This window comes from Blastococcus sp. SYSU DS0616, assembly GCF_054051015.1.
Window position 1 is genome coordinate 1 of record NZ_JBJHAJ010000007.1, and the last position, 23,095, is coordinate 23,095.

Annotated in this window: 17 protein-coding genes and 1 tRNA gene; 11 read left to right on the forward strand and 7 right to left on the reverse strand. The window is 73.1% G+C overall.

The window, feature by feature from the left end:
• The 8 genes from ACI79K_RS06935 to ACI79K_RS06970 all read left to right on the forward strand — a co-directional run.
• The coding region (locus ACI79K_RS06935) for an HNH endonuclease signature motif containing protein (protein ID WP_456599326.1) at positions 1-984 on the forward strand (984 nt) is incomplete at its 5' end.
• Between the two features lie 85 nt (positions 985-1,069).
• On the forward strand, positions 1,070-2,419 hold the full coding sequence (trpB, locus tag ACI79K_RS06940; protein WP_456599327.1) for a tryptophan synthase subunit beta: 1,350 nt from the start codon (positions 1,070-1,072) through the stop codon (positions 2,417-2,419).
• Complete coding sequence (gene trpA, locus ACI79K_RS06945) at positions 2,416-3,216, forward strand: tryptophan synthase subunit alpha (RefSeq protein ID WP_456588591.1); 801 nt, start codon at positions 2,416-2,418, stop codon at positions 3,214-3,216. Before trpB ends, trpA begins: the two co-directional genes overlap by 4 nt.
• Positions 3,213-4,154 carry a prolipoprotein diacylglyceryl transferase gene (gene lgt / locus ACI79K_RS06950; protein WP_456588592.1) on the forward strand — a complete coding sequence of 314 codons (942 nt, stop codon included), beginning with the start codon at positions 3,213-3,215 and terminating at the stop codon, positions 4,152-4,154. Before trpA ends, lgt begins: the two co-directional genes overlap by 4 nt.
• Before the next feature lie 358 nt (positions 4,155-4,512).
• On the forward strand, positions 4,513-9,177 hold the full coding sequence (gene gltB / locus ACI79K_RS06955) for a glutamate synthase large subunit (RefSeq protein WP_456599328.1): 4,665 nt from the start codon (positions 4,513-4,515) through the stop codon (positions 9,175-9,177).
• Complete coding sequence (locus ACI79K_RS06960) at positions 9,170-10,660, forward strand: glutamate synthase subunit beta (RefSeq protein WP_456599329.1); 1,491 nt, start codon at positions 9,170-9,172, stop codon at positions 10,658-10,660. Before gltB ends, ACI79K_RS06960 begins: the two co-directional genes overlap by 8 nt.
• A 113-nt stretch (positions 10,661-10,773) precedes the next feature.
• The gene (gene pyk / locus ACI79K_RS06965; protein ID WP_456588595.1) at positions 10,774-12,189 is read left to right on the forward strand and encodes a pyruvate kinase; all 1,416 of its coding nucleotides are present in this window, start codon (positions 10,774-10,776) and stop codon (positions 12,187-12,189) included.
• Positions 12,186-13,064, forward strand: coding sequence for an acyl-CoA thioesterase (locus ACI79K_RS06970; RefSeq protein WP_456588596.1), 879 nt, complete (start codon positions 12,186-12,188; stop codon positions 13,062-13,064). The genes pyk and ACI79K_RS06970 overlap by 4 nt, the downstream gene beginning before the upstream one ends.
• A 16-nt stretch (positions 13,065-13,080) precedes the next feature.
• Here ACI79K_RS06970 and ACI79K_RS06975 read toward each other — a convergent pair whose 3' ends face one another.
• Both ACI79K_RS06975 and ACI79K_RS06980 read right to left on the reverse strand, forming a co-directional pair.
• Positions 13,081-14,658 carry a pyridoxal-dependent decarboxylase gene (locus tag ACI79K_RS06975; RefSeq protein WP_456588597.1) on the reverse strand — a complete coding sequence of 526 codons (1,578 nt, stop codon included), beginning with the start codon at positions 14,656-14,658 and terminating at the stop codon, positions 13,081-13,083.
• Complete coding sequence (locus tag ACI79K_RS06980; protein WP_456599330.1) at positions 14,655-15,161, reverse strand: ArsR/SmtB family transcription factor; 507 nt, start codon at positions 15,159-15,161, stop codon at positions 14,655-14,657. Before ACI79K_RS06980 ends, ACI79K_RS06975 begins: the two co-directional genes overlap by 4 nt.
• A gap of 479 nt (positions 15,162-15,640) precedes the next feature.
• Between ACI79K_RS06980 and ACI79K_RS06985 the strand changes: the two genes are divergently transcribed.
• On the forward strand, positions 15,641-16,009 hold the full coding sequence (locus ACI79K_RS06985) for a hypothetical protein (protein WP_456599331.1): 369 nt from the start codon (positions 15,641-15,643) through the stop codon (positions 16,007-16,009).
• A gap of 8 nt (positions 16,010-16,017) precedes the next feature.
• Here the strand turns inward: ACI79K_RS06985 and ACI79K_RS06990 are convergent.
• Positions 16,018-16,091: transfer RNA gene (locus tag ACI79K_RS06990), tRNA-Leu, on the reverse strand.
• A gap of 79 nt (positions 16,092-16,170) precedes the next feature.
• Between ACI79K_RS06990 and ACI79K_RS06995 the strand changes: the two genes are divergently transcribed.
• Together ACI79K_RS06995 and ACI79K_RS07000 are read left to right on the forward strand one after the other, a co-directional pair.
• Positions 16,171-16,770 (forward strand): ANTAR domain-containing response regulator, encoded by a 600-nt coding sequence (locus tag ACI79K_RS06995; RefSeq protein WP_456597702.1) that lies wholly within the window; start codon positions 16,171-16,173, stop codon positions 16,768-16,770.
• 234 nt (positions 16,771-17,004) lie between these two features.
• Positions 17,005-18,345 (forward strand): ABC transporter substrate-binding protein, encoded by a 1,341-nt coding sequence (locus ACI79K_RS07000; RefSeq protein ID WP_456588601.1) that lies wholly within the window; start codon positions 17,005-17,007, stop codon positions 18,343-18,345.
• Between the two features lie 384 nt (positions 18,346-18,729).
• Here the strand turns inward: ACI79K_RS07000 and ACI79K_RS07005 are convergent, their stop codons facing one another.
• The 4 genes from ACI79K_RS07005 to ACI79K_RS07020 are packed head-to-tail and all read right to left on the reverse strand — an operon-like array spanning position 18,730 to position 23,007.
• Complete coding sequence (locus ACI79K_RS07005; protein ID WP_456588602.1) at positions 18,730-19,635, reverse strand: ABC transporter ATP-binding protein; 906 nt, start codon at positions 19,633-19,635, stop codon at positions 18,730-18,732.
• A complete protein-coding gene (locus ACI79K_RS07010) occupies positions 19,632-20,639 on the reverse strand; it encodes an ABC transporter ATP-binding protein (protein ID WP_456588603.1) in 1,008 nt (335 codons plus the stop codon). The genes ACI79K_RS07005 and ACI79K_RS07010 overlap by 4 nt, the downstream gene beginning before the upstream one ends.
• On the reverse strand, positions 20,629-21,627 hold the full coding sequence (locus ACI79K_RS07015; protein WP_456588604.1) for a branched-chain amino acid ABC transporter permease: 999 nt from the start codon (positions 21,625-21,627) through the stop codon (positions 20,629-20,631). Before ACI79K_RS07015 ends, ACI79K_RS07010 begins: the two co-directional genes overlap by 11 nt.
• A 3-nt stretch (positions 21,628-21,630) precedes the next feature.
• On the reverse strand, positions 21,631-23,007 hold the full coding sequence (locus tag ACI79K_RS07020) for a branched-chain amino acid ABC transporter permease (RefSeq protein WP_456588605.1): 1,377 nt from the start codon (positions 23,005-23,007) through the stop codon (positions 21,631-21,633).
• Positions 23,008-23,095 lie beyond the last annotated feature (88 nt).

Here is a 23,095-nt window from a genome sequence, read left to right on the forward strand (position 1 = left end):
TTGGGGGTGGGGAAGCTGCGGGAGGCGGTGCGCGCCGTCCTGATCGCCCGCGACGCCCCCGCGGCCGACCGCCCCCGACGGGCCCGTCGGCGGGCAGCGGATGTGACGGTGCGCCCGGTCGGGGACGGGATGAGCGAGCTGCGTGCCCTGCTGCCCCATCCCGAGGCCCGGGCCTGCCGGGACGCCGTCGATGCCCACGCCCACGCCGCCAAGGACGCCGGCGACGATCGGCCGATCGGCATGCTGCGCACCGGAGCCCTCACCGACCTGCTGCTGCGCCCCTGGCAGCAGCAACCGGCGGTGACCGCGCACCTGACCGTGGTGGCGCCGCTGCCCGCGCTGACTTCGGCCGGGTTCCTCGCCGCCGGCGCCCCGGCACCGGCCGCCTTCACCCCGCCCGGCACGCCCGCGCCGGTCGGGGAGGTGGACGGGGAGCCGATCACCGCCGCCCACCTGCGCGAACTACTCGCCGCCCTGGATGCCGCAGGCGTGCAGGCCCCACCCGGCGGCAGCCTGCAGATCGCGCTCACCGACGCCACCGGAAGACTGCGGGCGGTCACCGGCCGCCGCGAGCTGGAGAAGCTGGCCACCCGCGGCTGCCCGCTGCTCGGCCCACCGGGTCCGGTGGACCGCTACCGGCCCTCGGCCGCCCAGCAACGCTTCCTCGCAACGCGGGACCGCACCTGCCGGCACCCCGGCTGCACCGTGCCCGCCGGCTGGGCCGATCTGGACCACGTCATCCCGCACGCCGACCGCGGCGCCACCGCCTGCGAGAACTTGTGCTGCCTGTGCCGCCACCACCACCGGCTCAAGACCTTCGCCCCCGGCTGGACCCACACGCTCAGCGACGACGGCGTGCTCACCGTCATCACCCCGTCCGGGGTCACCCGCACCAGCCGACCACCCGGCTACCGCGTCCTCACCGCACCACCGCAACCACCACCGCCACCACCCGAGCCGGACGCCGACCCACCCCCGTTCTGATCCCGTGCCGGGGCACTCGACCGATCCGGTGACGTCCCGCGCACCCCTGCGCCGCTCGTGGTCCCCGGCGCGGGACACTGTGCGCATGACGACGACCAGCCCACCGCAGACCGGAGACCTCTCGCTCCCGGCGCGACCGGGCTGGCCGGACGCCACCGGGCACTTCGGGGTCTTCGGCGGCCGGTTCGTCCCCGAGGCGCTGATCGCCGCCCTCGACGAGCTGACCGAGGCCTACGAGGCGATGCGGGTCGACCCGGCGTTCCTCAGCGAGTTCGCCCGCCTGCAGCGCGACTACACCGGCCGGCCGAGCCCGGTCACCGAGGTGCCGAAGTTCGCGGTGCACGCGGGCGGCGCGCGGGTCCTGCTCAAGCGCGAGGACCTCAACCACACCGGCTCGCACAAGATCAACAACGTGCTGGGCCAGGCCCTGCTCACCCGGCGGATCGGCAAGACCCGTGTCATCGCGGAGACCGGCGCCGGCCAGCACGGCGTCGCCACCGCCACCGCGGCGGCGCTGATGGGGCTGTCCTGCACCGTCTACATGGGCGAGGAGGACACCCGACGCCAGGCGCTGAACGTCGCCCGCATGCGGCTGCTCGGCGCCGAGGTCGTCCCGGTCACCACCGGCTCGCGCACCCTCAAGGACGCGATCAACGAGGCCTTCCGCGACTGGGTCACCAACGTCGAGACCACCAACTACGTCTTCGGCACCGTCGCGGGGCCGCATCCGTTCCCGGCGATGGTCCGCGACTTCCAGCGGGTGATCGGCGACGAGGCCCGTACCCAGGTGCTCGAGCGCGAGGAGCGCCTGCCCGACGCCGTCCTGGCCTGCGTCGGCGGGGGGTCCAACGCCATCGGCATCTTCACCGCCTTCGTCCCCGACGACGGGGTGCGGCTGATCGGCCTGGAGGCCGGCGGCGACGGCGTCGACACCGACCGCCACGCGGCCACGATCACCGGGGGCTCGCCCGGCGTCCTGCACGGCGCCCGGTCCTTCCTGCTGCAGGACGAGAACGGCCAGACCGTGGAGTCGCACTCGATCAGCGCGGGGCTGGACTACCCGGGCGTCGGCCCGGAGCACTCCTACCTGCACGACATCGGGCGGGCGGAGTACCGGCCGGTCACCGACGCCGAGGCGATGGAGGCCTTCGCGCTGCTCTGCCGGACCGAGGGCATCATCCCGGCGATCGAGTCGGCGCACGCCCTCGCGGGGGCGCTCGCGCTGGGGCGCGAGCTGGGTCCGGACTCGCTGCTGCTGGTCAACCTCTCCGGCCGCGGCGACAAGGACGTGGAGACCGCGTCCCGGTGGTTCGGGCTGGGCGACCGGGACGACGCCGCTCCGGGCCCGGGCCTGGACACCGATCAGCAGCCCACCGAGGGTGGGGTCACCAACGACGAGGCCGTGGCCGGCCCGGACGCAGGGGAGATGGCGTGAGCAGGCTGGCCGAGCGGCTCGGCGCGGCGAGGACCGAGGGCCGGGCGGCGCTGATCGCCTACCTGCCGGTCGGCTACCCGGACGTCGAGGGGTCGATCGCCGCCATGGTGGCGGCCGTCGAGGCGGGGGCGGACGTGATCGAGGTCGGTGTCCCGTACAGCGACCCCGGCATGGACGGACCCGTCATCCAGCAGGCGGTGGACGTCGCCGTGCGGGCCGGGGTGGGCATGCGCGACGTCCTGCGGGCCGTCGAGGCGGTGGCCGCGGCCGGCGCCGTCCCGGTGGTGATGAGCTACTGGAACCCGATCGAGCGCTACGGCGTCGAGCGGTTCGCGACCGATCTGGCCGCGGCCGGGGGAGCGGGGGCCATCACCCCCGACCTCATCCCCGACGAGGCCGGTGCGTGGATCGCCGCCGCCGAGCGGTCCGACCTCGACCGGGTGTTCCTCGTCGCCCCGTCGTCGACCGACGCCCGGTTGCGGTCCACCACCGCCGCCTGCCGCGGGTTCGTGTACGCGGCCTCGACCATGGGGGTCACCGGCACCCGTGCCACCGTCGGCGACGCCGCCGAGCGGCTCGTGGCCCGCACCCGGGAGGCCGCGCCCGACCTCGCCGTCTGCGTCGGCCTCGGCGTCTCGGACGGCGACCAGGCCGCGGAGGTGGCCGCGTTCGCCGACGGGGTCATCGTCGGCTCCGCGTACGTGCGGGAGCTGCTCGAGGGGCGGGGGACCGAGGGCGTCCGCGTGCTGACCCGGGACCTGGCCGACGGCGTCCGCCGGGCGGAGGTGCGCGCGTGAGCGTCCTCGCGGCCATCCCCAGCCCTACCCAGGCCGTCTGGCACCTCGGTCCGCTGCCGATCCGCGCCTACGCGCTGTGCATCATCGCCGGGATCGTCGCCGCCATCGTGCTGACCCAGCGGCGCTGGGTCGCCCGGGGCGGGCACGCCGACGACGTGCTGGACATCGCCATCTGGGCCGTCCCCTTCGGCATCGCCGGCGGCCGGCTCTACCACGTGGTCTCCAGCCCCCGCCCGTACTTCGGCGAGGGTGGCGACCCGCTGCGCGCCTTCGCCATCTGGGACGGCGGCCTCGGCATCTGGGGCGCGATCGCGCTCGGCGGGGTGGGGGCGTGGATCGCCTGCCGGCGGCGCGGCATCCCGCTGCCCGCGTTCGCCGACGCCCTGGCGCCCGGGCTGCTCGTCGCCCAGGCGATCGGCCGGCTGGGCAACTGGTTCAACAACGAGCTCTACGGCGGCCCGACCGACCTCCCCTGGGCGCTGACCATCTACGAGTGGAGCGGGGGCCAGGCGGTCACCGGCGCGGATGGTGAGCCGGTCGTCCTCGGGACGTTCCACCCGACGTTCCTCTACGAGATGCTGTGGAACCTCGCGGCCGCGGCGCTGGTCATCTGGGCCGATCGCCGCTTCCGGCTCGGCCACGGCCGCGCGTTCGCGCTCTACGTGGCGTCCTACTGCGCCGGGCGGCTGTGGATCGAGTTGCTGCGCACCGACCCCGCGGAGACCTTCTTCGGAGTCCGGGTCAACGTCTTCACCTCGATCGTCGTCGGCCTGCTCGCCGTCGCCTACTTCGTCTGGCAGCGCGGGCGCCCCCGGGAGGTCGTCGACCGCGGTCCCCGCCCGTCCTCCGGGCCGGCGGCCGAGGCGTCCGGCGAGTCGTCCGGGGCCTCGGCGGCCGGGGCGCGTGACGACGATCACCGACCGCCGGCCACGGGCTGACGGCGGCACCGCCGGTCCGGTGCGACGACCCGCGGCCGGTGGGCGTGTGCACCGTCACGGATCGGCTTCGGACGTGTCAGGACGGTGTTACGGCTGTGTACTCTTCCGGCTGACCCGCCAGCGATCCTGGTCGGGTCGTAGTGTCGGACCGGGCCAGCGCTGCCCCGCGGACGACGGCCTGCCGGCACCAACCGGTGGGCTCGCGCGCCGCTGCCGGTCGGGGCCACCTGTGTCCGGCCGGTCCCCGCGCCTCCGCACGTGCCGCCCCTGACCGCCGCCCTTGACCCCCGGCCCGGGCCCCCGCCCCCCGTCCACCCCTCGCTCCGAGGGACGACGGTGCGCCGACGACGGGAGTGACATGACCGACCTTCCCGCCACCGCCACCGCGGCAGCCCCCGCCAGCGCTGTGCCGTTCTCCGCCGTGCCCGCCCCCAGCGGGCTCTACGACCCGGCCAACGACAAGGACGCCTGCGGTGTCGCCTTCGTGGCCGACGCCCGTGGCCGCCGGAGCCGCCGGATCGTCGCCGCCGGTCTCACCGCGCTGCACAACCTCGACCACCGCGGCGCCGCCGGCGCCGAGCCGAACTCGGGTGACGGGGCCGGCATCCTCACCCAGATCCCCGACGCGCTGCTGCGCGCCAGCGTGGGCTTCGACCTGCCGCCGCTCGGCGAGTACTCGGTCGGCATCGCGTTCCTGCCGACCGACGAGGCCGAGCGCGCCGCCCGGTACGACGACGTGGCCCGCCTCGCCGAGGAGGAGGGGCTCACCGTCCTCGGCTGGCGCGACGTCCCGGTCGAGCCCGAGGGCGCGGACCTCGGCCCCACGGCGCGGGCGGTGATGCCGCACTTCGCCCAGGTCTTCGTCGCCGAGACCATGGGCGGCCGGGCCGACGAGAAGGCCTTCGGCGGGAACGTCGTCTGCAACGGGGTCACCCGGCTGGAGCGGCGCTCCTTCGTGCTGCGCAAGCGTGCCGAGCGGGCCGCCGTCGACGCGGGCAGCTCGCTGTACATCGCCTCGCTGTCGTCGCGCACGATCACCTACAAGGGCATGCTCACCACCGACCAGCTGCCGCTGTTCTTCACCGACCTGCGCGACGAGCGCTACGAGTCGGCGATCGCGCTGGTGCACAGCCGGTTCTCCACCAACACCTTCCCGAGCTGGCCACTGGCCCACCCGTTCCGCTTCATCGCGCACAACGGCGAGATCAACACGATCAAGGGCAACCGCAACCGGATGCGCGCCCGCGAGGCCAAGCTGGAGACCGAGCTGTTCGACGGCCCGGCCGGCCCGGCCAGCGAGCTCGGCCTGGACCGGATCTTCCCGGTCACCGCCAGCGACTTCAGCGACTCGGCGACCTTCGACGAGGTCCTCGAGCTGCTGCACCTGTCCGGCCGCTCGCTGCCGCACGCGGTGCTGATGATGATCCCCGAGGCGTGGGAGAACCACGCCGAGATGGACGCCGCCCGCCGGGCCTTCTACCGCTTCCACTCCTCGATCATGGAGCCGTGGGACGGCCCCGCCGCCGTCTGCTTCACCGACGGCACGCTGATCGGCGCGGTGCTCGACCGCAACGGCCTGCGCCCGGGCCGCTGGTGGCACACCAAGGACGACCTGGTGGTCATGGCCAGCGAGGTCGGCGTGCTCGACATCCCGGCCGCCGACGTCGTGGCCAAGGGCCGGCTGCAGCCGGGCCGCATGTTCCTCGTCGACACCGCCTCGGGGCGGATCGTCTCCGACGAGGAGGTCAAGGGCGCCCTGGCCGCGGAGCACCCCTACGACGACTGGCTGCACGCCGGCCTGGTGCACCTGCCGCAGCTGCCCGAGCGCCGTCGCTCCCGGCCCAGCCACGAGTCGGTCGTGCGCCGTCAGCTCCTCTTCGGCTACACCGAGGAGGACCTGCGCATGCTGGTCACGCCGATGGCGGCCAGCGGCGCCGAGCCGATCGGCTCGATGGGGACCGACACCCCCATCGCCGCGCTGTCGGACCGCTCCCGGCTGCTCTACGACTACTTCGGTCAGCTGTTCGCGCAGGTGACCAACCCGCCGCTGGACGCCATCCGTGAGGAGCTGGTGACCAGCCTGGGCCGCACCTTCGGCCCGGAGCAGAACCTGCTCGCCGCCACCCCGGCGTCCTGCCGGCAGGTCTACCTGCCCTTCCCGGTCATCGACAACGACGAGCTGGCCAAGATCCTGCACATCGACGACGACGGCGACCTGCCCGGGTACGCCGCCGTCCGGATCACCGGTCACTTCGACGTCAACGGCGGCGGCACGGCGCTGGCCGAGGCGATCGAGCAGCTGCGCACCAAGGTCTCCAAGGCCATCTCCGCCGGCGCCCGGATCATCGTGCTCTCCGACCGCGACTGCGACGAGCAGCGCGCTCCCATCCCGTCGCTGCTGATGACCGCCGCGGTGCACCACCACCTGGTGCGGGAGAAGACCCGCATGGAGGTGGGCCTCGTCGTCGAGTCCGGCGACTGCCGCGAGGTGCACCATGTCGCGCTGCTGCTGGGCTACGGCGCCGCAGCGGTCAACCCCTACCTGGCCTTCGAGTCGATCGAGGACCTCATCCGCGACGGCGTCCTCACCGGCGTCGAGCCCGCCCAGGCGGTGCGCAACGTGGTGAAGGCGCTGGGCAAGGGCGTCCTGAAGGTCATGAGCAAGATGGGCATCAGCACCGTCGGCTCGTACACGATGGCGCAGATCTTCGAGGCCGTCGGCCTCTCCCAGGAGCTCGTCGACGAGTACTTCACCGGCACCTCCTGCCCCCTGGGCGGCGTCGGCATCGACGTGCTGGCCGAGGAGGTGGCCATGCGCCACCGCCGCGCCTACCCGGAGAACCCCACCGAGACCGCGCACCGTCGCCTCGAGGTCGGCGGCGAGTACCAGTGGCGCCGCGAGGGCGAGGTGCACCTGTTCAACCCCGAGACGGTGTTCCTCCTGCAGCACGCCACGCGCTCCCGGCAGTACGACGTCTTCGAGAAGTACACGCAGACCGTCGACAAGATGTCCGAGGAAGCCGCCACGCTGCGCGGCCTGTTCACGCTGAAGACCGGCGTGCGTCCGCCCGTGCCGCTCGACGAGGTGGAGCCGGTCAGCGAGATCGTGAAGCGCTTCAACACCGGCGCGATGAGCTACGGCTCGATCTCGCAGGAGGCGCACGAGACCCTCGCCATCGCCATGAACCGCCTCGGCGGTCGCTCGAACACCGGCGAGGGCGGTGAGGACCCCGACCGGTTCACCCCCGACCCGAACGGCGACCTGCGCCGCTCGGCGATCAAGCAGGTGGCCTCCGGCCGGTTCGGCGTCACCAGCGAGTACCTGGTCAACGCCGACGACATCCAGATCAAGATGGCGCAGGGCGCCAAGCCCGGCGAGGGCGGACAGCTGCCCGGCGGCAAGGTCTACCCGTGGGTCGCCCGGACCCGGCACTCGACGCCGGGCGTCGGCCTGATCAGCCCGCCGCCGCACCACGACATCTACTCGATCGAGGACCTCAAGCAGCTCATCCACGACCTGAAGAACGCCAACGACCAGGCGCGGGTGCACGTCAAGCTCGTCGCCGAGGTCGGCGTCGGCACGGTCGCGGCGGGTGTCAGCAAGGCGCACGCCGACGTCGTCCTGATCTCCGGGTTCGACGGCGGCACCGGTGCCGCGCCGCTCACCTCGCTCAAGCACGCGGGCTCGCCGTGGGAGCTCGGTCTGGCGGAGACCCAGCAGACCCTGCTGGCCAACGGGCTGCGCGACCGCATCGTGGTGCAGGTCGACGGCCAGATGAAGACCGGTCGCGACGTGATCGTCGCGGCGCTGCTGGGGGCCGAGGAGTTCGGCTTCGCGACCGCGCCGCTGGTGGTCTCCGGATGCGTGATGATGCGGGTCTGCCACCTCGACACCTGCCCGGTCGGCGTCGCCACCCAGAACCCGGAGCTGCGCAAGCGGTTCACCGGGCGGCCGGAGTTCGTGGTCACGTTCTTCGAGTTCCTCGCCGAGCAGGTGCGCTCCTACCTGGCCGAGCTGGGCTTCCGGTCCATCGACGAGGCCGTCGGTCACGCCGAGCTGCTGGACACCCGCCAGGCCGTCGACCACTGGAAGGCGCAGGGCCTCGACCTCGCACCGGTGCTCGTCGTGCCCGAGCTGCCCGAGGGCACGCCGCGGCGGGCCGTGCGCGGCCAGGACCACGGCCTGGACGTGGCGCTGGACCAGACGCTCATCCAGCTGTGCGAGGGGGCGCTGCTCGACGCGCGACCGGTGAGCCTGGAGCTGCCGGTGCGCAACGTCAACCGCACCGTGGGCACGATGCTGGGGTCGATGGTCACCCGCCGCTTCGGCGGCGAGGGGCTGCCCGACGGCACGATCGACCTCACCTTCGGCGGATCGGCCGGGCAGTCGTTCGGCGCGTTCGTGCCGCGCGGCATCACCATGCGGCTGTTCGGTGACGCCAACGACTACGTCGGCAAGGGGCTGTCCGGCGGCCGGATCATCGTGCGGCCGTCCCGCGAGGCGTCGTTCGCGGCCGAGGACAACGTCATCGCCGGCAACGTCATCGGCTACGGCGCCACGGGCGGGGAGATCTTCCTCCGGGGCCGGGTCGGCGAGCGGTTCTGCGTGCGCAACTCCGGCGCGCTGGCCGTCGTCGAGGGCGTGGGCGACCACGCCCTCGAGTACATGACCGGGGGGCGCGCGGTGATCCTCGGGCCGACCGGCCGCAACATCGCCGCCGGCATGTCCGGGGGCATCGCGTACGTGCTGGACCTCGCCCGGCACCGGGTGAACCCCGAGATGGTGGACGTCGAGCCGCTGGACGGCGAGTCGGCGCAGTGGCTGCGCGACGTGCTCGTGCGCTACGCGGCCGACACCGAGTCGACCGTGGCGACCGCGCTGCTGGCCGACTGGGGCCGCTGGTCGGAGCAGTTCAGCGTGATCATGCCGCGCGACTACCGGCGGGCACTGGAGGCCCGACGGGCCGCGGAGGCCGCCGGTACGGACGTGGACCGAGCAGTGATGGAGGCGGCACGTGGCTGACCAGACCGGTTTCCTGAAGTACGAGCGCGACCTCCCGCCGCGCCGCCCCGTCGAGGTCCGCCTCCTGGACTGGAAGGACGTCTACACCCGGCGCCAGAACGGGGAGGACCCGTTGTTCCCGACGGCGGAGGTGCGCAAGCAGGCCGCCCGCTGCATGGACTGCGGCATCCCGTTCTGCCACCACGCCTGCCCGGTGGCGAACCTGATTCCGGAGTGGAACGACCTCGCCCGCCGCGACGACTGGCACGACGCGATCGAGCGGCTGCACGCGACGAACAACTTCCCGGAGTTCACCGGGAAGCTCTGCCCGGCGCCGTGCGAGGGCTCCTGCGTGCTGAACCTGCAGGAGTCGCCGGTCACCATCAAGCAGATCGAGTGGGAGATCATCGACCGCGCCTGGGACGAGGGCTGGGTGCAGCCGCAGACCTCGGCCGAGCGCACCGGCAAGAAGGTCGCCGTCGTCGGGTCCGGCCCCGCCGGGCTGGCCGCCGGCCAGCAGCTCACCCGGGCCGGCCACGACGTGACCGTCTACGAGCGGGCCGACCGCATCGGCGGGCTGATCCGCTACGGCATCCCCGAGTTCAAGATGGAGAAGTCCGTCCTGGACCGGCGGCTGGACCAGATGCGCGCCGAGGGCACCCGGTTCGTCACCGGCGTCGAGGTGGGCGGTAGCGGCGAGGGTGACCTGTCGGTCGAGCAGCTGCGTGGCGACTTCGACGCCGTGGTGCTCGCCGGCGGCGCGACCATCGGCCGCGACCTCCCGGCTCCCGGCCGTGAGCTGGCCGGCATCCACCTGGCCATGGAGTACCTGCCCTACGGCAACCGCCAGGCTCTCGGCGAGCTCGACGACCCGCCGATCAACGCCCACGGCAAGCACGTCGTGATCATCGGTGGCGGTGACACCGGTGCCGACTGCCTCGGCACCGCCCACCGCCAGGGCGCGGCCTCGGTCACGCAGCTGGAGATCATGCCGTCCCCGCCGGACCGTCGCGACCAGGCCAGCAACCCGTGGCCGACCTACCCGATGATCATGCGCGTCTCCAGCGCGCACGAAGAGGGCGGCGAGCGGCTGTACTCGGTCAACACCGAGCGGTTCCTCGGCGACGAGAACGGCAACGTCCGCGCGCTGCTCCTCCACGAGGTCGAGCGCGTCGACGGCCGGTTCCAGAAGATCGAGGGGACCGAGCGAGAGCTCCCCGCCGACCTGGTGTTCCTCGCCATGGGCTTCACCGGGGCGCAGCGCGAGGGCCTCGTCGACACCCTCGGCGTCGAGGTCGACGGCCGGGGCAACGTCTCCCGTGACGGGGAGTTCATGTCCACCGTGCCCGGCGTCTTCGTGGCCGGCGACATGGGCCGGGGCCAGTCGCTCATCGTCTGGGCGATCGCGGAGGGCCGCGCCGCTGCTGCCGCCGTCGACACCTGGCTGACCGGGGAGTCCATGTTGCCCCGGCCGGTCACCCCGACGGCGGTCGCGCTGCGGTAGCAGCACCCGCTCCAGCCCCGGGCCCGGTTCCTACCGGTCGGTATCACCGACACGCGGGAACCGGGCCCGGGTCGCTCCGCCACCGAGTTCGTCGTGGCACTAGCGTTATCCCCATGTCCCGCCGCGCGAAGATCGTCTGCACCCTCGGTCCGGCCACCAGCTCCGCCGAGCAGGTCACCGCCCTCGTCGAGTCGGGGATGGACGTCGCCCGCCTCAACTTCAGCCACGGTTCCCACGAGGACCACGCGACCGCCTACCACCTGGTGCGGCAGGCCTCCGACAGCACCGGCCACGCCGTGGCCATCCTGGCGGACCTCCAGGGGCCCAAGATCCGGCTGGGCACCTTCGCCGACGGTCCGGTCACCTGGGCGACCGGCAGCGAGGTCTGCATCACCGTCGAGGACGTCGAGGGCACCGCGGAGCGGGTCTCGACCACCTACAAGGACCTCGCCAACGACGTCCGGGTGGGGGACCGGCTCCTGGTCGACGACGGCAACCTCTCCCTCAGCGTCGTCCGCGTCGAGGGCCCCGACGTCTTCTGCCTCGTCGTCGAGGGCGGCAAGGTGTCGAACAACAAGGGGCTCTCGCTGCCCGGGGTGGCGGTGAGCGTGCCGGCCCTGTCGGACAAGGACGAGCGCGACCTGCGGTTCGCCCTGCACCTCGGCGTCGACTTCATCGCCCTGTCCTTCGTGCGCTCGCCCGCGGACGTGGCGCTGGTCCGCGACATCATGCGCCAGGAGGACATCTCCGTCCCGGTCATCGCCAAGCTGGAGAAGCCCGAGGCGGTGCGCAACCTCGATGCCATCGTCGAGGCGTTCGACGGCATCATGGTCGCTCGCGGGGACCTGGGCGTGGAGCTCGCCCTCGAGCAGGTGCCGCTGGTGCAGAAGCGGGCCATCCAGGCGGCCCGCGAGCGCAACAAGCCGGTCATCGTGGCGACCCAGATGCTCGAGTCGATGATCACCAACTCGCGGCCGACCCGCGCGGAGGCCTCCGACGTCGCCAACGCCGTGCTCGACGGCGCCGACGCGGTGATGCTCTCGGGGGAGACCTCCGTCGGGGCGTACCCGATCGGCGCGGTCCGGACGATGGACCGGATCATCGAGGCGGTCGAGAGCGACCACCTGTGGGTGCCCGAGGTGGCACGGCGGTCGCGGTCCCGCTCCGGCGCGATCGTCCGGGCGGCGCGGGACATCGGGGAGTCCCTGGACGTCAAGGCGCTGGCCACCTTCACGCAGACGGGGGAGACCGCCCGGCGGCTCGCGGCGCTGCACCCCAGGCAGCCGCTGCTCGCGTTCACCGTCGACGCGAGGGTGCGCAGCCAACTCGCCCTGTCGTGGGGCGTGGAGACCTTCCTGGTGCCCATGGTGGAGCACACCGACGACATGGTGGCGCAGGTGGACTTCTCGCTGCTGTCCATCGGCCGGCTGAAGGTGGGCGACCGGGTGGTCGTGGTGGCGGGCAGCCCGCCCAACACGGTCGGGTCCACGAACCTCATCCGCGTTCACGAGGTGGGGACGGACTCGTGACCGGGGGGCCGCAGGACACCCAGGCGGCGGCGCTGCTGTCGGTGCTCGACCTCGCCGAGCGCGAGCCCGACGTGTTCGTCGGCAAGACGCCGAGCAGTGAGCGGCAGCGGATCTTCGGCGGGCAGGTGGCCGGCCAGGCGCTCGTGGCCGCGGGCCGCACCGTGCCCGGCGAGCGGGGCGTGCACTCGCTGCACTCCTACTTCCTCCGGCCCGGCGACCCGTCGGAGGAGATCCGCTACTCCGTCGACCGGATCCGCGACGGGCGCTCGTTCTCCACCCGGCGGGTCATCGCCTGCCAGCGGCGCGGGGGCGAGGACGTGGCGATCTTCGCCCTCACCGCCGACTTCCACGCGGGGGAGCCCGCCGTGGCGGAGCACTCCCTGCCCATGCCGGAGGCGCCCGGCCCCGACGAGATGATGGGCACCGACGAGGTCGTGGCCCGGCACGGCGAGCGGGCCGCGTTCATGGCGGCGATGGGGCGGGTCGTCGAGCAGCGCTTCCAGCAGGACCCGTTCGCCGCGCCGCCCAAGTCGCCGCCGCACACGCAGTCGTGGACCTGGTTCCGCGTCGCCGGCGAGCTGGGGGACGACCCGGTGGTGCAGGCGGCGGCGCTGACGTTCGTCAGCGACCTGACCCTGCTCTCAGCGGGGTTCGCCCGGCTGGGCGGGGGGTGGCCGGACTTCATCGGCGCCAGCCTCGACCACGCCGTGTGGTTCCACCAGCCGGTGCGTGCCGACGACTGGCTGCTCTACGAGACCGACAGCCCCGCGGCGTCGGCAGGGCGCGCGCTCTGCTTCGGGCAGATCTGGTCCGCCGACGGCCGGCACGTGGCCACCGTGGCGCAGGAGGGGCTCATCCGGTCCCTGGACCGGTGAGCCCCGGCCCCGCCGCTCAGGCGGGGCCCGCGCCCGCCGTGTCGCCGGTGCGCTCCCCGTCCGGCTGCGCAGCCGGCTGCTCGGCCCGTTCGCGCTCGGCGGCGCGTGCCGCGGCCTGCTCGGCGGCCTGGGTGGCGAAGTCGGCGGCCAGCCAGTCGTGGCCCTCGGTGAGCAGGGCCCACACCCGCTCGACGTGCGCCCGCGTCGTCGCCGGCGAGCCGATCGCGACGCGCAGGACCACCTCCCGACGCACGGTGGTGTGGGTCAGGAAGACCTCGCCGCCGTCGTTGAGGCGGTCGAGCAGCGTCATCGTCGCGACGTCGGCGTCGACACCGGCCGGCCAGCGGGGCTGGAGGCAGACCAGGGACAGCGGGTGCGGTGCGACGACGTCGAACCGGTCGTCGGCCGCGGCCCAGCCGGCCAGCTCCTGGGCCAGCGCCACGTGCCCCCGGACGTGGGCGCGCAGCCCTTCCGCGCCGTACCAGCGGAGGACGAACCAGAGCTTGAGCGCGCGGAAGCGCCGGCCGAGCTCGATCTGCCAGTCGCGGTAGTCGACGACGGCGCCGGCGTCGGTGGCGGCGTTGCGCAGGTAGTCGGGGAGGATCGCCAGGGCGCCGGTGAGGGCCGCCCGGTCGGCGACCCAGAAGAGCGTCGCGTCGAAGCCGGTGAGCAGCCACTTGTGGGCGTCGGTGGTGTAGCTGTCGGCCCACTCGACGCCGGCCTGCAACTCGCGCAGCTCGGGGGCGACCGCGCTCACGCCGGCGTACGCGGCGTCGACGTGCAGCCAGACGCCGTGCTGCTGGCAGATGGGACCGATGGCGGCCAGCGGGTCGACCGCGGTGGTCGACGTCGTGCCGATGGTCGCGCAGACCAGCACGGGCCGGTACCCGCGGGCGACGTCCCGCTCGAGCCGGGCGGCGAGCGCGCCGGGGTTCATCGCGAGGTCGCCGTCGACCTCCACGATCCGGACCGCATCGCTGCCCAGGCCGGCGATGCGCACGGCCTTCTCCATCGACGAGTGCGTCTCGGCGGACACGTAGACGGTGGCGCGGTCGGGTTGCACCCCGCCGCGGACGGTGGCCCCGCCGGAGGCGCGGTGGAGGGCGGCCAGCAGCGCGACGAGGTTCGCCCCGGAGCTGGAGTCCTGGACGACGCCCCCGCCGCTGCCCGTGGAGAGGAAGGACTCCGGCAGGCCCAGCAGGCCGGCGAACCAGTCCATGACGTGCTGTTCCAGCTCGGTCGCCGCCGGGCTGGTCACCCAGGACATCCCCTGCACGCCCAGGCCCGCCGAGACCAGGTCGCCGAGCACCGACGGGCCGGAGGTGTTGGCCGGGAAGTAGCCGAAGAACCCCGGGTGCTGCCAGTGCGTGATGCCCGGCATGACCACGCGGTCCAGATCGGCCAGCACCGCGGAGAACGGTTCACCCGACTCCGGGGGATCCGCGGGCAGCGCCGCGCGGACGTCGCCGGGGGAGACCTGCGAGCGCACCGGGAAGGAAGAGATCCGCGTCCAGTAGTCGGCGATCCAGTCGACCACCTCGTGGCCGTGCTGCCGGAACTGCTCGGGCGTCATGTGCGGCGCGGGCTCGGTCACGGTGCCACCGTATTGCGTCGCTCAGCGCGACCGGGGAGGGCACCCGGGCGCGGTACCGGGGCCGTCCGGCCCGCTGCGGGGACGAGCCGGTCGCCGAGGTCGGAGCGGCGGTAGAGCACCGAGCGCCCGTGCCGGGCGGAGAGGAGCAGGCCGGCGGCGCGCAGCGCGCGCAGGTGCTGGTTGACCGCGGGGGTGGTGACCCCCAGGCGCACCGCGAGCTCGGTGGACGACGACGGGGTGGCCAGCTCGGTGAGCAGCCCGGCGCGGACAGCTCCGACCAGGCCCGCGAGCGCCGCCGGAGAGGTCAGCCGCCGGCTCTCCCACAGCGTGCCCACCCCGCGGGCGGCGTACATGACCAGCGGCGGTTCCTCGGGCGAGATGGGGGCGGAGGCGGTGCGCCCGAACAGTGTGGGCACGAGCGTCAGCCCCTCCCCGCTGGTCGACCGGGTGTAGCTGATCGCCGCTTTCAGGCGCACCGAGGCGACGCCGTCGGCGAAGCTCACCGTCTCGCCGCGGCGCGGACCGCGTCGGCGTGCGGGCGCGGCTGCGGGTGGTGACCAACGTCTTCATCGGCCTGGGCACCTGCCTGGCCGCGGGTGCGCTGCTGCACGACACCGCGGGCGCCTACCGGGCCACGCTCGCCGCGGTCGGCGTCCTCGTGTCGTCTCCTGCCTGCCGCTGCTCGGCCTCCCGGCGCTCGTGCGGGGGCGCTGCGGCGACACCCCGGCCGTCACGCTCGCGCAGGCGCCGGGAGGTCGCTCGCCGCTGCGGGACGGGCGCTACCTGGCCGTCGCCGGCCTCAACGCGGTCCTCGCCATGCACTTCGGGTTGCAGACCGTCGGCGTCCCGCTCTGGGTGGCCGGCGGGACGGTCGCGCCCCCGGTGACCGTCTCGGTGCTCCTCGTGCTGAACACGGTGCTCATCGCGCTCTTCCAGGTCCGGGCCGCGCGGCACCCACGACATCCCCACCGCAGGGCGCGCCGTGGCGCTGGCCGGGGCCATGCTGGCGGTGGCGTGCGCGCTGTACGCGGCGGCCGGCCTCGGCGGCGTCGTGGTGGCGGTCGGCGTGCTGGTGCTCGCGGCCCTCGCGCACACCGCCGGCGAGATGTGGGGTGAGGCCGGCAGCTGGGGGCTGGCCTTCGAGCTGGCCGACGAGCGCCGCGCCGGGGCGTACCAGGGGGTGAGCCAGACCGGCTACGCCCTCGGTGCGATGGCCGCGCCGCTGGTGGTCACCGCGACCGCCGTCGAGCACGGCGCGGCGGGGTGGGCGGTGCTCGGTGCGACCTTCCTCGTCGCCGGGCTGCTCACGCTCGCCATCGCACGCCGGGCGGCCGACCCGGTGGAACGGTGACCGCTCGGTGCCCCCGGTGCGACTCGAACGCACACTGCGCGGGTTTTGAATCCGCTCCCTCTGCCGATTGGGGTACGGGGGCGTGCCGGCCAGGTGCGACCGGCGCCCGAGAAGAGTAGCCGGGCGGTGGGCCGGCGCCCACGCCGATAGGCTGCCACCCCGTGAGCAGCGAGCCGATCCGGGTTCTGATCGCCGAGGACGAGGCGTTGATCCGTCTCGACCTCAAGGAGATGCTCGAGGAGGAGGGGTATCTGGTCGTCGCAGAGGTCGGTGACGGCCAGCAGGCCGTGGAACGCGCCGAGGAGCTCCGCCCCGACCTGGTCATCCTCGACATCCAGATGCCGGTGCTCGACGGGCTCTCCGCCGCCGAGCAGATCGCCTCGGCCCGCGTGGCGCCGGTCATCGTGCTCACCGCGTTCAGCCAGCGCGAGCTGGTGGAGCGGGCGCGCGACGCCGGGGCGATGGCGTACCTGGTCAAGCCGTTCTCCAAGAACGACCTCGTGCCGGCCATCGAGGTGGCGCGGGGCCGGTTCGCCGAGATGACCGCGCTCGACGGCGAGGTGAAGTCGCTCGAGGAGCGGCTGGAGACCCGCAAGGTCGTCGAGCGGGCGAAGGGCCGGCTGATGGCCGACCAGGGCATGACCGAGGCCGAGGCGTTCCGCTGGATCCAGCGCACCGCCATGAACCAGCGGACCAGCATGAAGGCCCTCGCGGAGTCGATCCTGACGGCCACCGCGACGCCCGACGACAGCACCGCCTGATCCCGGACGGCGTTCCGGCAGGTCTGTCGCGCCGCAGCGTCGCCTGGCGATCACCGACCGTGCCCGCGGTTCCACCATGCGGACACCGAGGTCACGACCTCATCACGGTCCCTCTCGGGCCGGGTGCAACCTTCCGGACGGCAGCTAGGTTCTGCGCACCGATCGGCGCCCGGTCGGCGGTCGTCGCGTACGCGCGCCGGCGCCGGGCGCACTGATGACACTGGGAGTCATTTGATGCGCACTGGCACTACTGCCCGCAGCATCGCCGTCACCGGTGCTGCCCTGCTCGCGCTGACCGCCTGCGGTGGCGGCGACGAGGACGGTGGCACGTCGGCCGAGGGCGGCGGCGACAGCGGCGAGAAGCAGGTCAACGTCTACGGCACCGACGGCAACATGGGCAACGCGCTCGGGGAGTCGTTCACCGAGGAGGGCGCGCTCGCCGGGATGAAGGGCACCACGCCCCTGACCGACCTGGGTGAGGACTTCACCAACCGGCTGCTCGAGGTGGACCCGAACCTGGTCGACTTCAACTACGCCGGGGAGACCTACGACGCGATCATGATCTCCGCGATCGCCGCGTCGCTGGCGGGCAGCACCGACCCCGCCGTGTTCGCCCCCTACATCAACGGCGTGACCTTCGGCGGGGAGACCTGCACGGACTTCGCCTCCTGCCAGGAGATCGTCAACGCCGGGGGCAACCCCGACTACGACGGTGTCTCCGGCCCGCTGGCCTTCGCCGCGCCCGGTGAGCCCTCCGTGGCCAGCTTCGGCATCCTGCAGTTCGGCGACGACAACACGATCGCCGCCGACGAGACCGAGTTCGTGCTCGCCGGCGACGAGGCGAACGCCGCGGAGGACGAGGGCCCTGCGCCGGCCCCGCCGGGCGCCACCTCCGACGACCCGCTCGTCATCGGCACCCTGCTCCCGCAGACCGGCGACCTGGCCTTCCTCGGCCCCCCGGAGATCGCCGCCGCCGAGCTGGCCGTCCAGGAGATCAACGGGGTCGGCGGCGTGCTCGGCCAGCCGGTGCAGCTCATCCAGCGTGACTCCGGTGACACCTCGACCGACATCGCGACCCAGTCGGTCGACGCCCTGCTGCAGCAGAACGTCGACGTGATCGTCGGTGCGGCCTCCTCGGCCGTCACCCGGACGGTCATCGACAAGGTCACCGGTGCCGGTGTCGTGCAGATCTCGCCGGCGAACACGTCCGACGAGTTCACCAACTACGACGACGGCGGGCTGTACTTCCGCACCGCCCCGCCGGACACGCTGCAGGCTCGCGCCCTGGCCGACGAGATCATCGCTGACGGTGTGAGCACCGTCGGGATCCTCGCCCGCAACGACTCCTACGGCACCGGGCTGGCGGAGAACACCGTCGACAACCTGGTGAGCAGCGGGCTGGCGGAGGACAGCATCGAGCTGGTCATCTACGACCCCACGGCGGCGAACTACGACGCCGAGGTGCAGCAGATGGTCGACCTCAACCCCGACGCCATCGTGGTCATCGGCTTCGACGAGTCCGCCCGGATCATCGAGGGGCTCAACGCGCAGGGCATCGGCCCGGCGCGCGGCTGAACCCGGCGAGCGGATCGCTGATCCGCTGACAGCCACCAGGGGCCCGGCACCGCATCGGTGCCGGGCCCCTGTGCGTCTGCCCGGTCGCAGTGCACACCGCTGCGCGCCGTCGCCGCAGCCGTGCGGTCGTCGCCGCGGTGGTAGACGCCTGGGGTCGCGACCACGGGCCCGGGGCCACCCGCGGCGCACCGGTCAGGACGACGACGGCGCCGGCGCCGGCACCGGCTGCACGGATACCCGCTCCGGGCGTGCGTCGTCGCCGCAGCTGCACACGCCTGGGGTCGCGACCACGGGCCCGGGGCCACCCGCGGCGCACCGGTCAGGACGACGACGGCGCCGGCACCCCGTGCGGGGTGCCGGCGCCGTGTGCGTGCCGAGCGGGGGTCAGTGCGCCTTGGCCAGCGTCCCGAGGTAGAGCTCGATGACCTTCGGGTCGTGCATCAGCGACTCGCCGGTCGCGGTGTAGGCGTTGCGGCCCTGGTCGAGCACGTAGCCGCGGTCGCAGATCTGCAGGCAGCGCCGGGCGTTCTGCTCGACCATGATGATCGAGACCCCGGTGGCGTTGATCCGGCGGCACCGGATGAACACCTCGTCCTGGTAGACGGGGGAGAGGCCGGCCGAGGGCTCGTCGAGCAGCAGCACCGACGGCTCCATCATCAGCGCCCGGCCCATGGCGACCATCTGCCGCTCGCCGCCGGAGAGCGAGCCCGCCTTGATCCGACGCCGCTCACCGAGCATGGGGAACAGCTCGGCGACGTAGTCGAACCGCTCCTTGAACACCTTGGGCCGCAGGTAGGCGCCCATCTGCATGTTCTCCTCGATGGTGAGCGAGGGGAACACGTTGTTGTTCTGCGGCACGTAACCCACACCGAGGGACACCAGCCGGTGCGCGGGCGCCGAGGTGATGTCCTCCCCGCGCAGCGTCACCGTGCCCGAGCGCACCGGGATCAGCCCGAAGAGGGTCTTGAGCAGCGTCGACTTCCCGGCCCCGTTGGGGCCGATGATGCCGACCAGCTCGCCCTCCTGCAGGTAGAAGTCGCACCCGTTGAGGATGTTCACCCCGGGGACGTAGCCGGCGACGAGCTCGTCGCCCCGCACCAGGGCGCCCTCGGCCAGCCGGGTGTGCTCGGGCCGGGTGGCGGCGAGCTCGGCGGGGGAGAGGCCGGCCGTGGGGCCGTCCTCTCCCGCGGCGACCGGCGCGCCGGTGCCCTGGTCGACCGGCCGGTCGAACTCGTACTCGGGGTTCGTGCTGGTGCGCGGGTCTCCGCCCGCGCCCGGATCGATCGTCATCGGTCGCCGCCCTTCCGGTGCGTGCCGTCGGAGCGGAGGGTGTCCCCGCCCCGGCCCTGCTGCCGGGCGATCGTGTCCTCGGCCTCGGCGAGCTGCGCGTCCTCCTCCTCGATGCTGAGGGGGGCGTCGTGGTGGGCGCCGAGGTAGGCGTCGACCACGGCCTGGTTCTGGCTGATCGACTCCGGCGGCCCCTCCGCGATCACGTTGCCCGCGGCCATCACCACGACCCAGTCGCTGATGTCGCGGACCACGTCCATGTCGTGCTCGACGAAGATGACCGTCATGCCCTGCTCGCGCAGGTCCTTGACGTGCCCGAGCAGGCTCTGGGTCAGGGCCGGGTTCACGCCGGCCATCGGCTCGTCGAGCATGACCACCTTCGGGTCGCTCATCAGCGCCCGGGCCATCTCGAGGAGCTTGCGCTGACCACCGGACAGGGTGCCGGCGAACTCGTCCTTCTTGGCGTCGAGCTTGAACCGTCGGAGCAGTTCCAGCGCCTTCTCGGTGTTGGCCCGCTCCTGCGCCCGCCACAGCCCGGGGACGAGCGCCGAGAAGAAGCCCTCGCCCTTCTGGCCCTGGGCGCCGAGCAGCATGTTCTGCAGCACGGTGAGCCGGGACAGCGCCTTGGTGAGCTGGAAAGTGCGCACGACACCGAGCCGGGCCACCTGGTGCGACGCCAGCTTGCCCAGCGGTCGCCCGTCGAAGGACCAGGTCCCGCCGTCGGGCTGGTCGAACCCGGTGAGCAGGTTGAACAGCGTGGTCTTCCCGGCCCCGTTCGGGCCGATCAGGCCGGTGATGCCGCCGCGCTGGATCTCCAGGTGGTCGACCGAGACGGCGGTCAGCCCGCCGAAGGTGCGGGTCACGCCGTCCACGACGATCGTCGGGTCCGGCTTGGCGACGCCGATCTCCCAGGGGACGTCGCGCAGCGCCTCGCGGGCCAGCATGCGGGCGCCGGACGCCGTGGCGCCGGACGCCGTGGCGCCGGTGGGGATGGGCTCAGCGGGCATCGAGCATCACCTCTCGTCGGTCGCCGAAGATCCCCTGCGGGCGGAACACCAGCAGCAGGATCAGCCCGAGACCGATGATGACGAAGCGGATCTGGGCGACGTCGGTCGTCGACAGCAGGCCCTCGGGGATGACACCGGTCTCGATCATGCTCCGGAGACCGGAGTCGGCGAACTGGATGATGAAGTACATCAGCATGGCGCCCACGACGGGCCCGAGCACGCGCGCGGCGCCGCCCAGGATGAGCGCCACGTAGGCGAGGAACGTGTTGGCGTTCTGGTACTGGTCCGGGGTCGCCGACCCGGTGCCGAGGGCGTAGACCATGCCCCCGAGGGCACCGAAGACGCCGCCGAGGACCAGCGCCTGCATCTTGTAGACGTACACGTTCTTGCCGAGCGCGCGGACGGCGTCCTCGTCCTCGCGGATCGACTTCACGACCCGGCCCCACGGGCTGCGGACCAGGCCCCACACCAGCAGGCAGCCGAGGGCGACCAGCGTCCAGCCCACCGCCGTCACCCACAGGTCCGCACCGCTCCAGAAGGTGCCGAGCAGGCGGTAGCGGCGGCTGGTGTCCCACGGGGCCAGCTCCACGAAGCCGCGGTTGAAGCCGGAGATGCCGCGGGAGCCGTTGGTGACCGGCGTCGCCGACACCGAGCGGAACAGCAGCCGCAGCCCCTCCGCCGTCGCGATGGTCGCGATGGCGAGGTAGTCCGCGCGCAGCCGCAGCGTGGGGAGGCCCAGCAGGAGCGCCAGGACCACCGCGGCGGCGAGCCCGATGGCGACCCCGACCCAGAAGTTCAGCCCCCACTGGCTGACCGAGACCGCGATCCCGTAGGCGCCGACCATGGCGAAGGCGATCTGGCCGAAGTTGAGCAGGCCGGCGTAGCCGAACTGCATGTTGATGCCGAGCGCCAGGAGGGCCAGGAAGACGGCCTGGAAGCCGATCCCTGCCTTGACCGCGATCGCCAGCGCGTCGATGAACTCACCCATTGCTCAACCCACCCGAACCCGGCTGCCGAGGATGCCCTGCGGTCGGACCATGAGGATCACGATCAGCAGCAGGAGCCCGCCGACGTACTTGACGTCGTTGGGGATGACCAGCGTGGACATCTGCACGAAGACGCCCACGACGATGCTCCCGACCAGCGCGCCGTAGGCGGTGCCGAGCCCGCCCAGGGTCACCCCGGCGAACATCAGGAGGAGCAGCCGGAAGCCCATGTCCCACTGGACCTCGTCGGACAGCCCGAGCAGTACGCCGCCCAGCGCGGCCAGCGCGCCGCCCATCATCCAGACGACCAGGATCACCCGGTTCACGTCGATGCCCGACGACGCCGCGAGATCGCGGTTGTCGGCCACCGCGCGCATCGCCTTGCCCATCGTGGTCCGCTGCAGCATCAGCGCGACCAGCAGGAGCACGACCAGCGCGATGACGATCGAGTAGAGGTCCTTGTCGGTCATGTTGAACGGGCCGTAGTCGACGGCGCGCTGCCCGCGGTAGTCGGCGTACGCCTGCGAGCTGCCCCCGAAGAAGATCTGGTAGGCGTAGCGCAGCAGCAGCGAGAGGCCGATCGAGATGACCAGGGCGGCCACCAGGCCGGTGCCCCGGCGGCGCAGCGGCCGCCACAGCAGGCGCTCGTTGAGCAGGCCCACGACGGCGCCGATCACCATCGCCAGCAACGCGGCCGGGATCAGCGGCACCCCGCCCTCGACGTTGATGAACCAGGCGGCGATGGCGCCGATGGTCACCAGCTCCCCGTGCGCGAAGTTGGTCAGGCCGGTCGTCCCGAAGATCAGCGACAGGCCGACCGCGGCCATGGCGATCAGCAGGCCGAAGCGCAGGCCGTCCACCAGCAGCTGGACCCACCGGACCGTGCCGCCGCCGGAGTTCCGGCTGCCGTCGTCGAGGCCGATGATGACGCCCTGGTTGCGACCGGGGTCGACGGTGACGGTCCGGCTGTTGCCCGAGTTGAACTCGACCCCCTCGGGGAGCGCGTCCTCGGGGACGGTGACCGTGTACTCGCCGGGGCCGGGCAGCTCGACGGCGAACCGGCCGTTCTCGTCGGTCTCGTCGGTGCCGACCTCGTCGCCGTCCGGCGTGGTGACGACGACCTCGACCCCCTCGATGGGGCCGCTGAGGCTGGTGCGCAGGGTGCCGGAGACCTGCTCGCTCGCGGTCTCCGCCGGGTCCTCCGCTGCGTGCGCGGCGCCCGGGGTCAGCGTGGCGAGGCCGGCGGTGAACAGCGCGACCAGCAGCAGGCGCAGGGCCGTGAGGCCGCCGCTCCCCGGTGTGCCGGCCGGCTTCCCAGACCACGCGCGTGCGGGCCTGCATCGTCGACCGTGCCGGCGGACACGGTCCGTCGGGTGCGTCACTCGACCTCCTCGGCGGATTCGTTGAGGCAGGAACCTAACGCAGTTGCGCGGTCAAGCCGCCACCGTGCGCCGAGCTGTGACCTTTCCG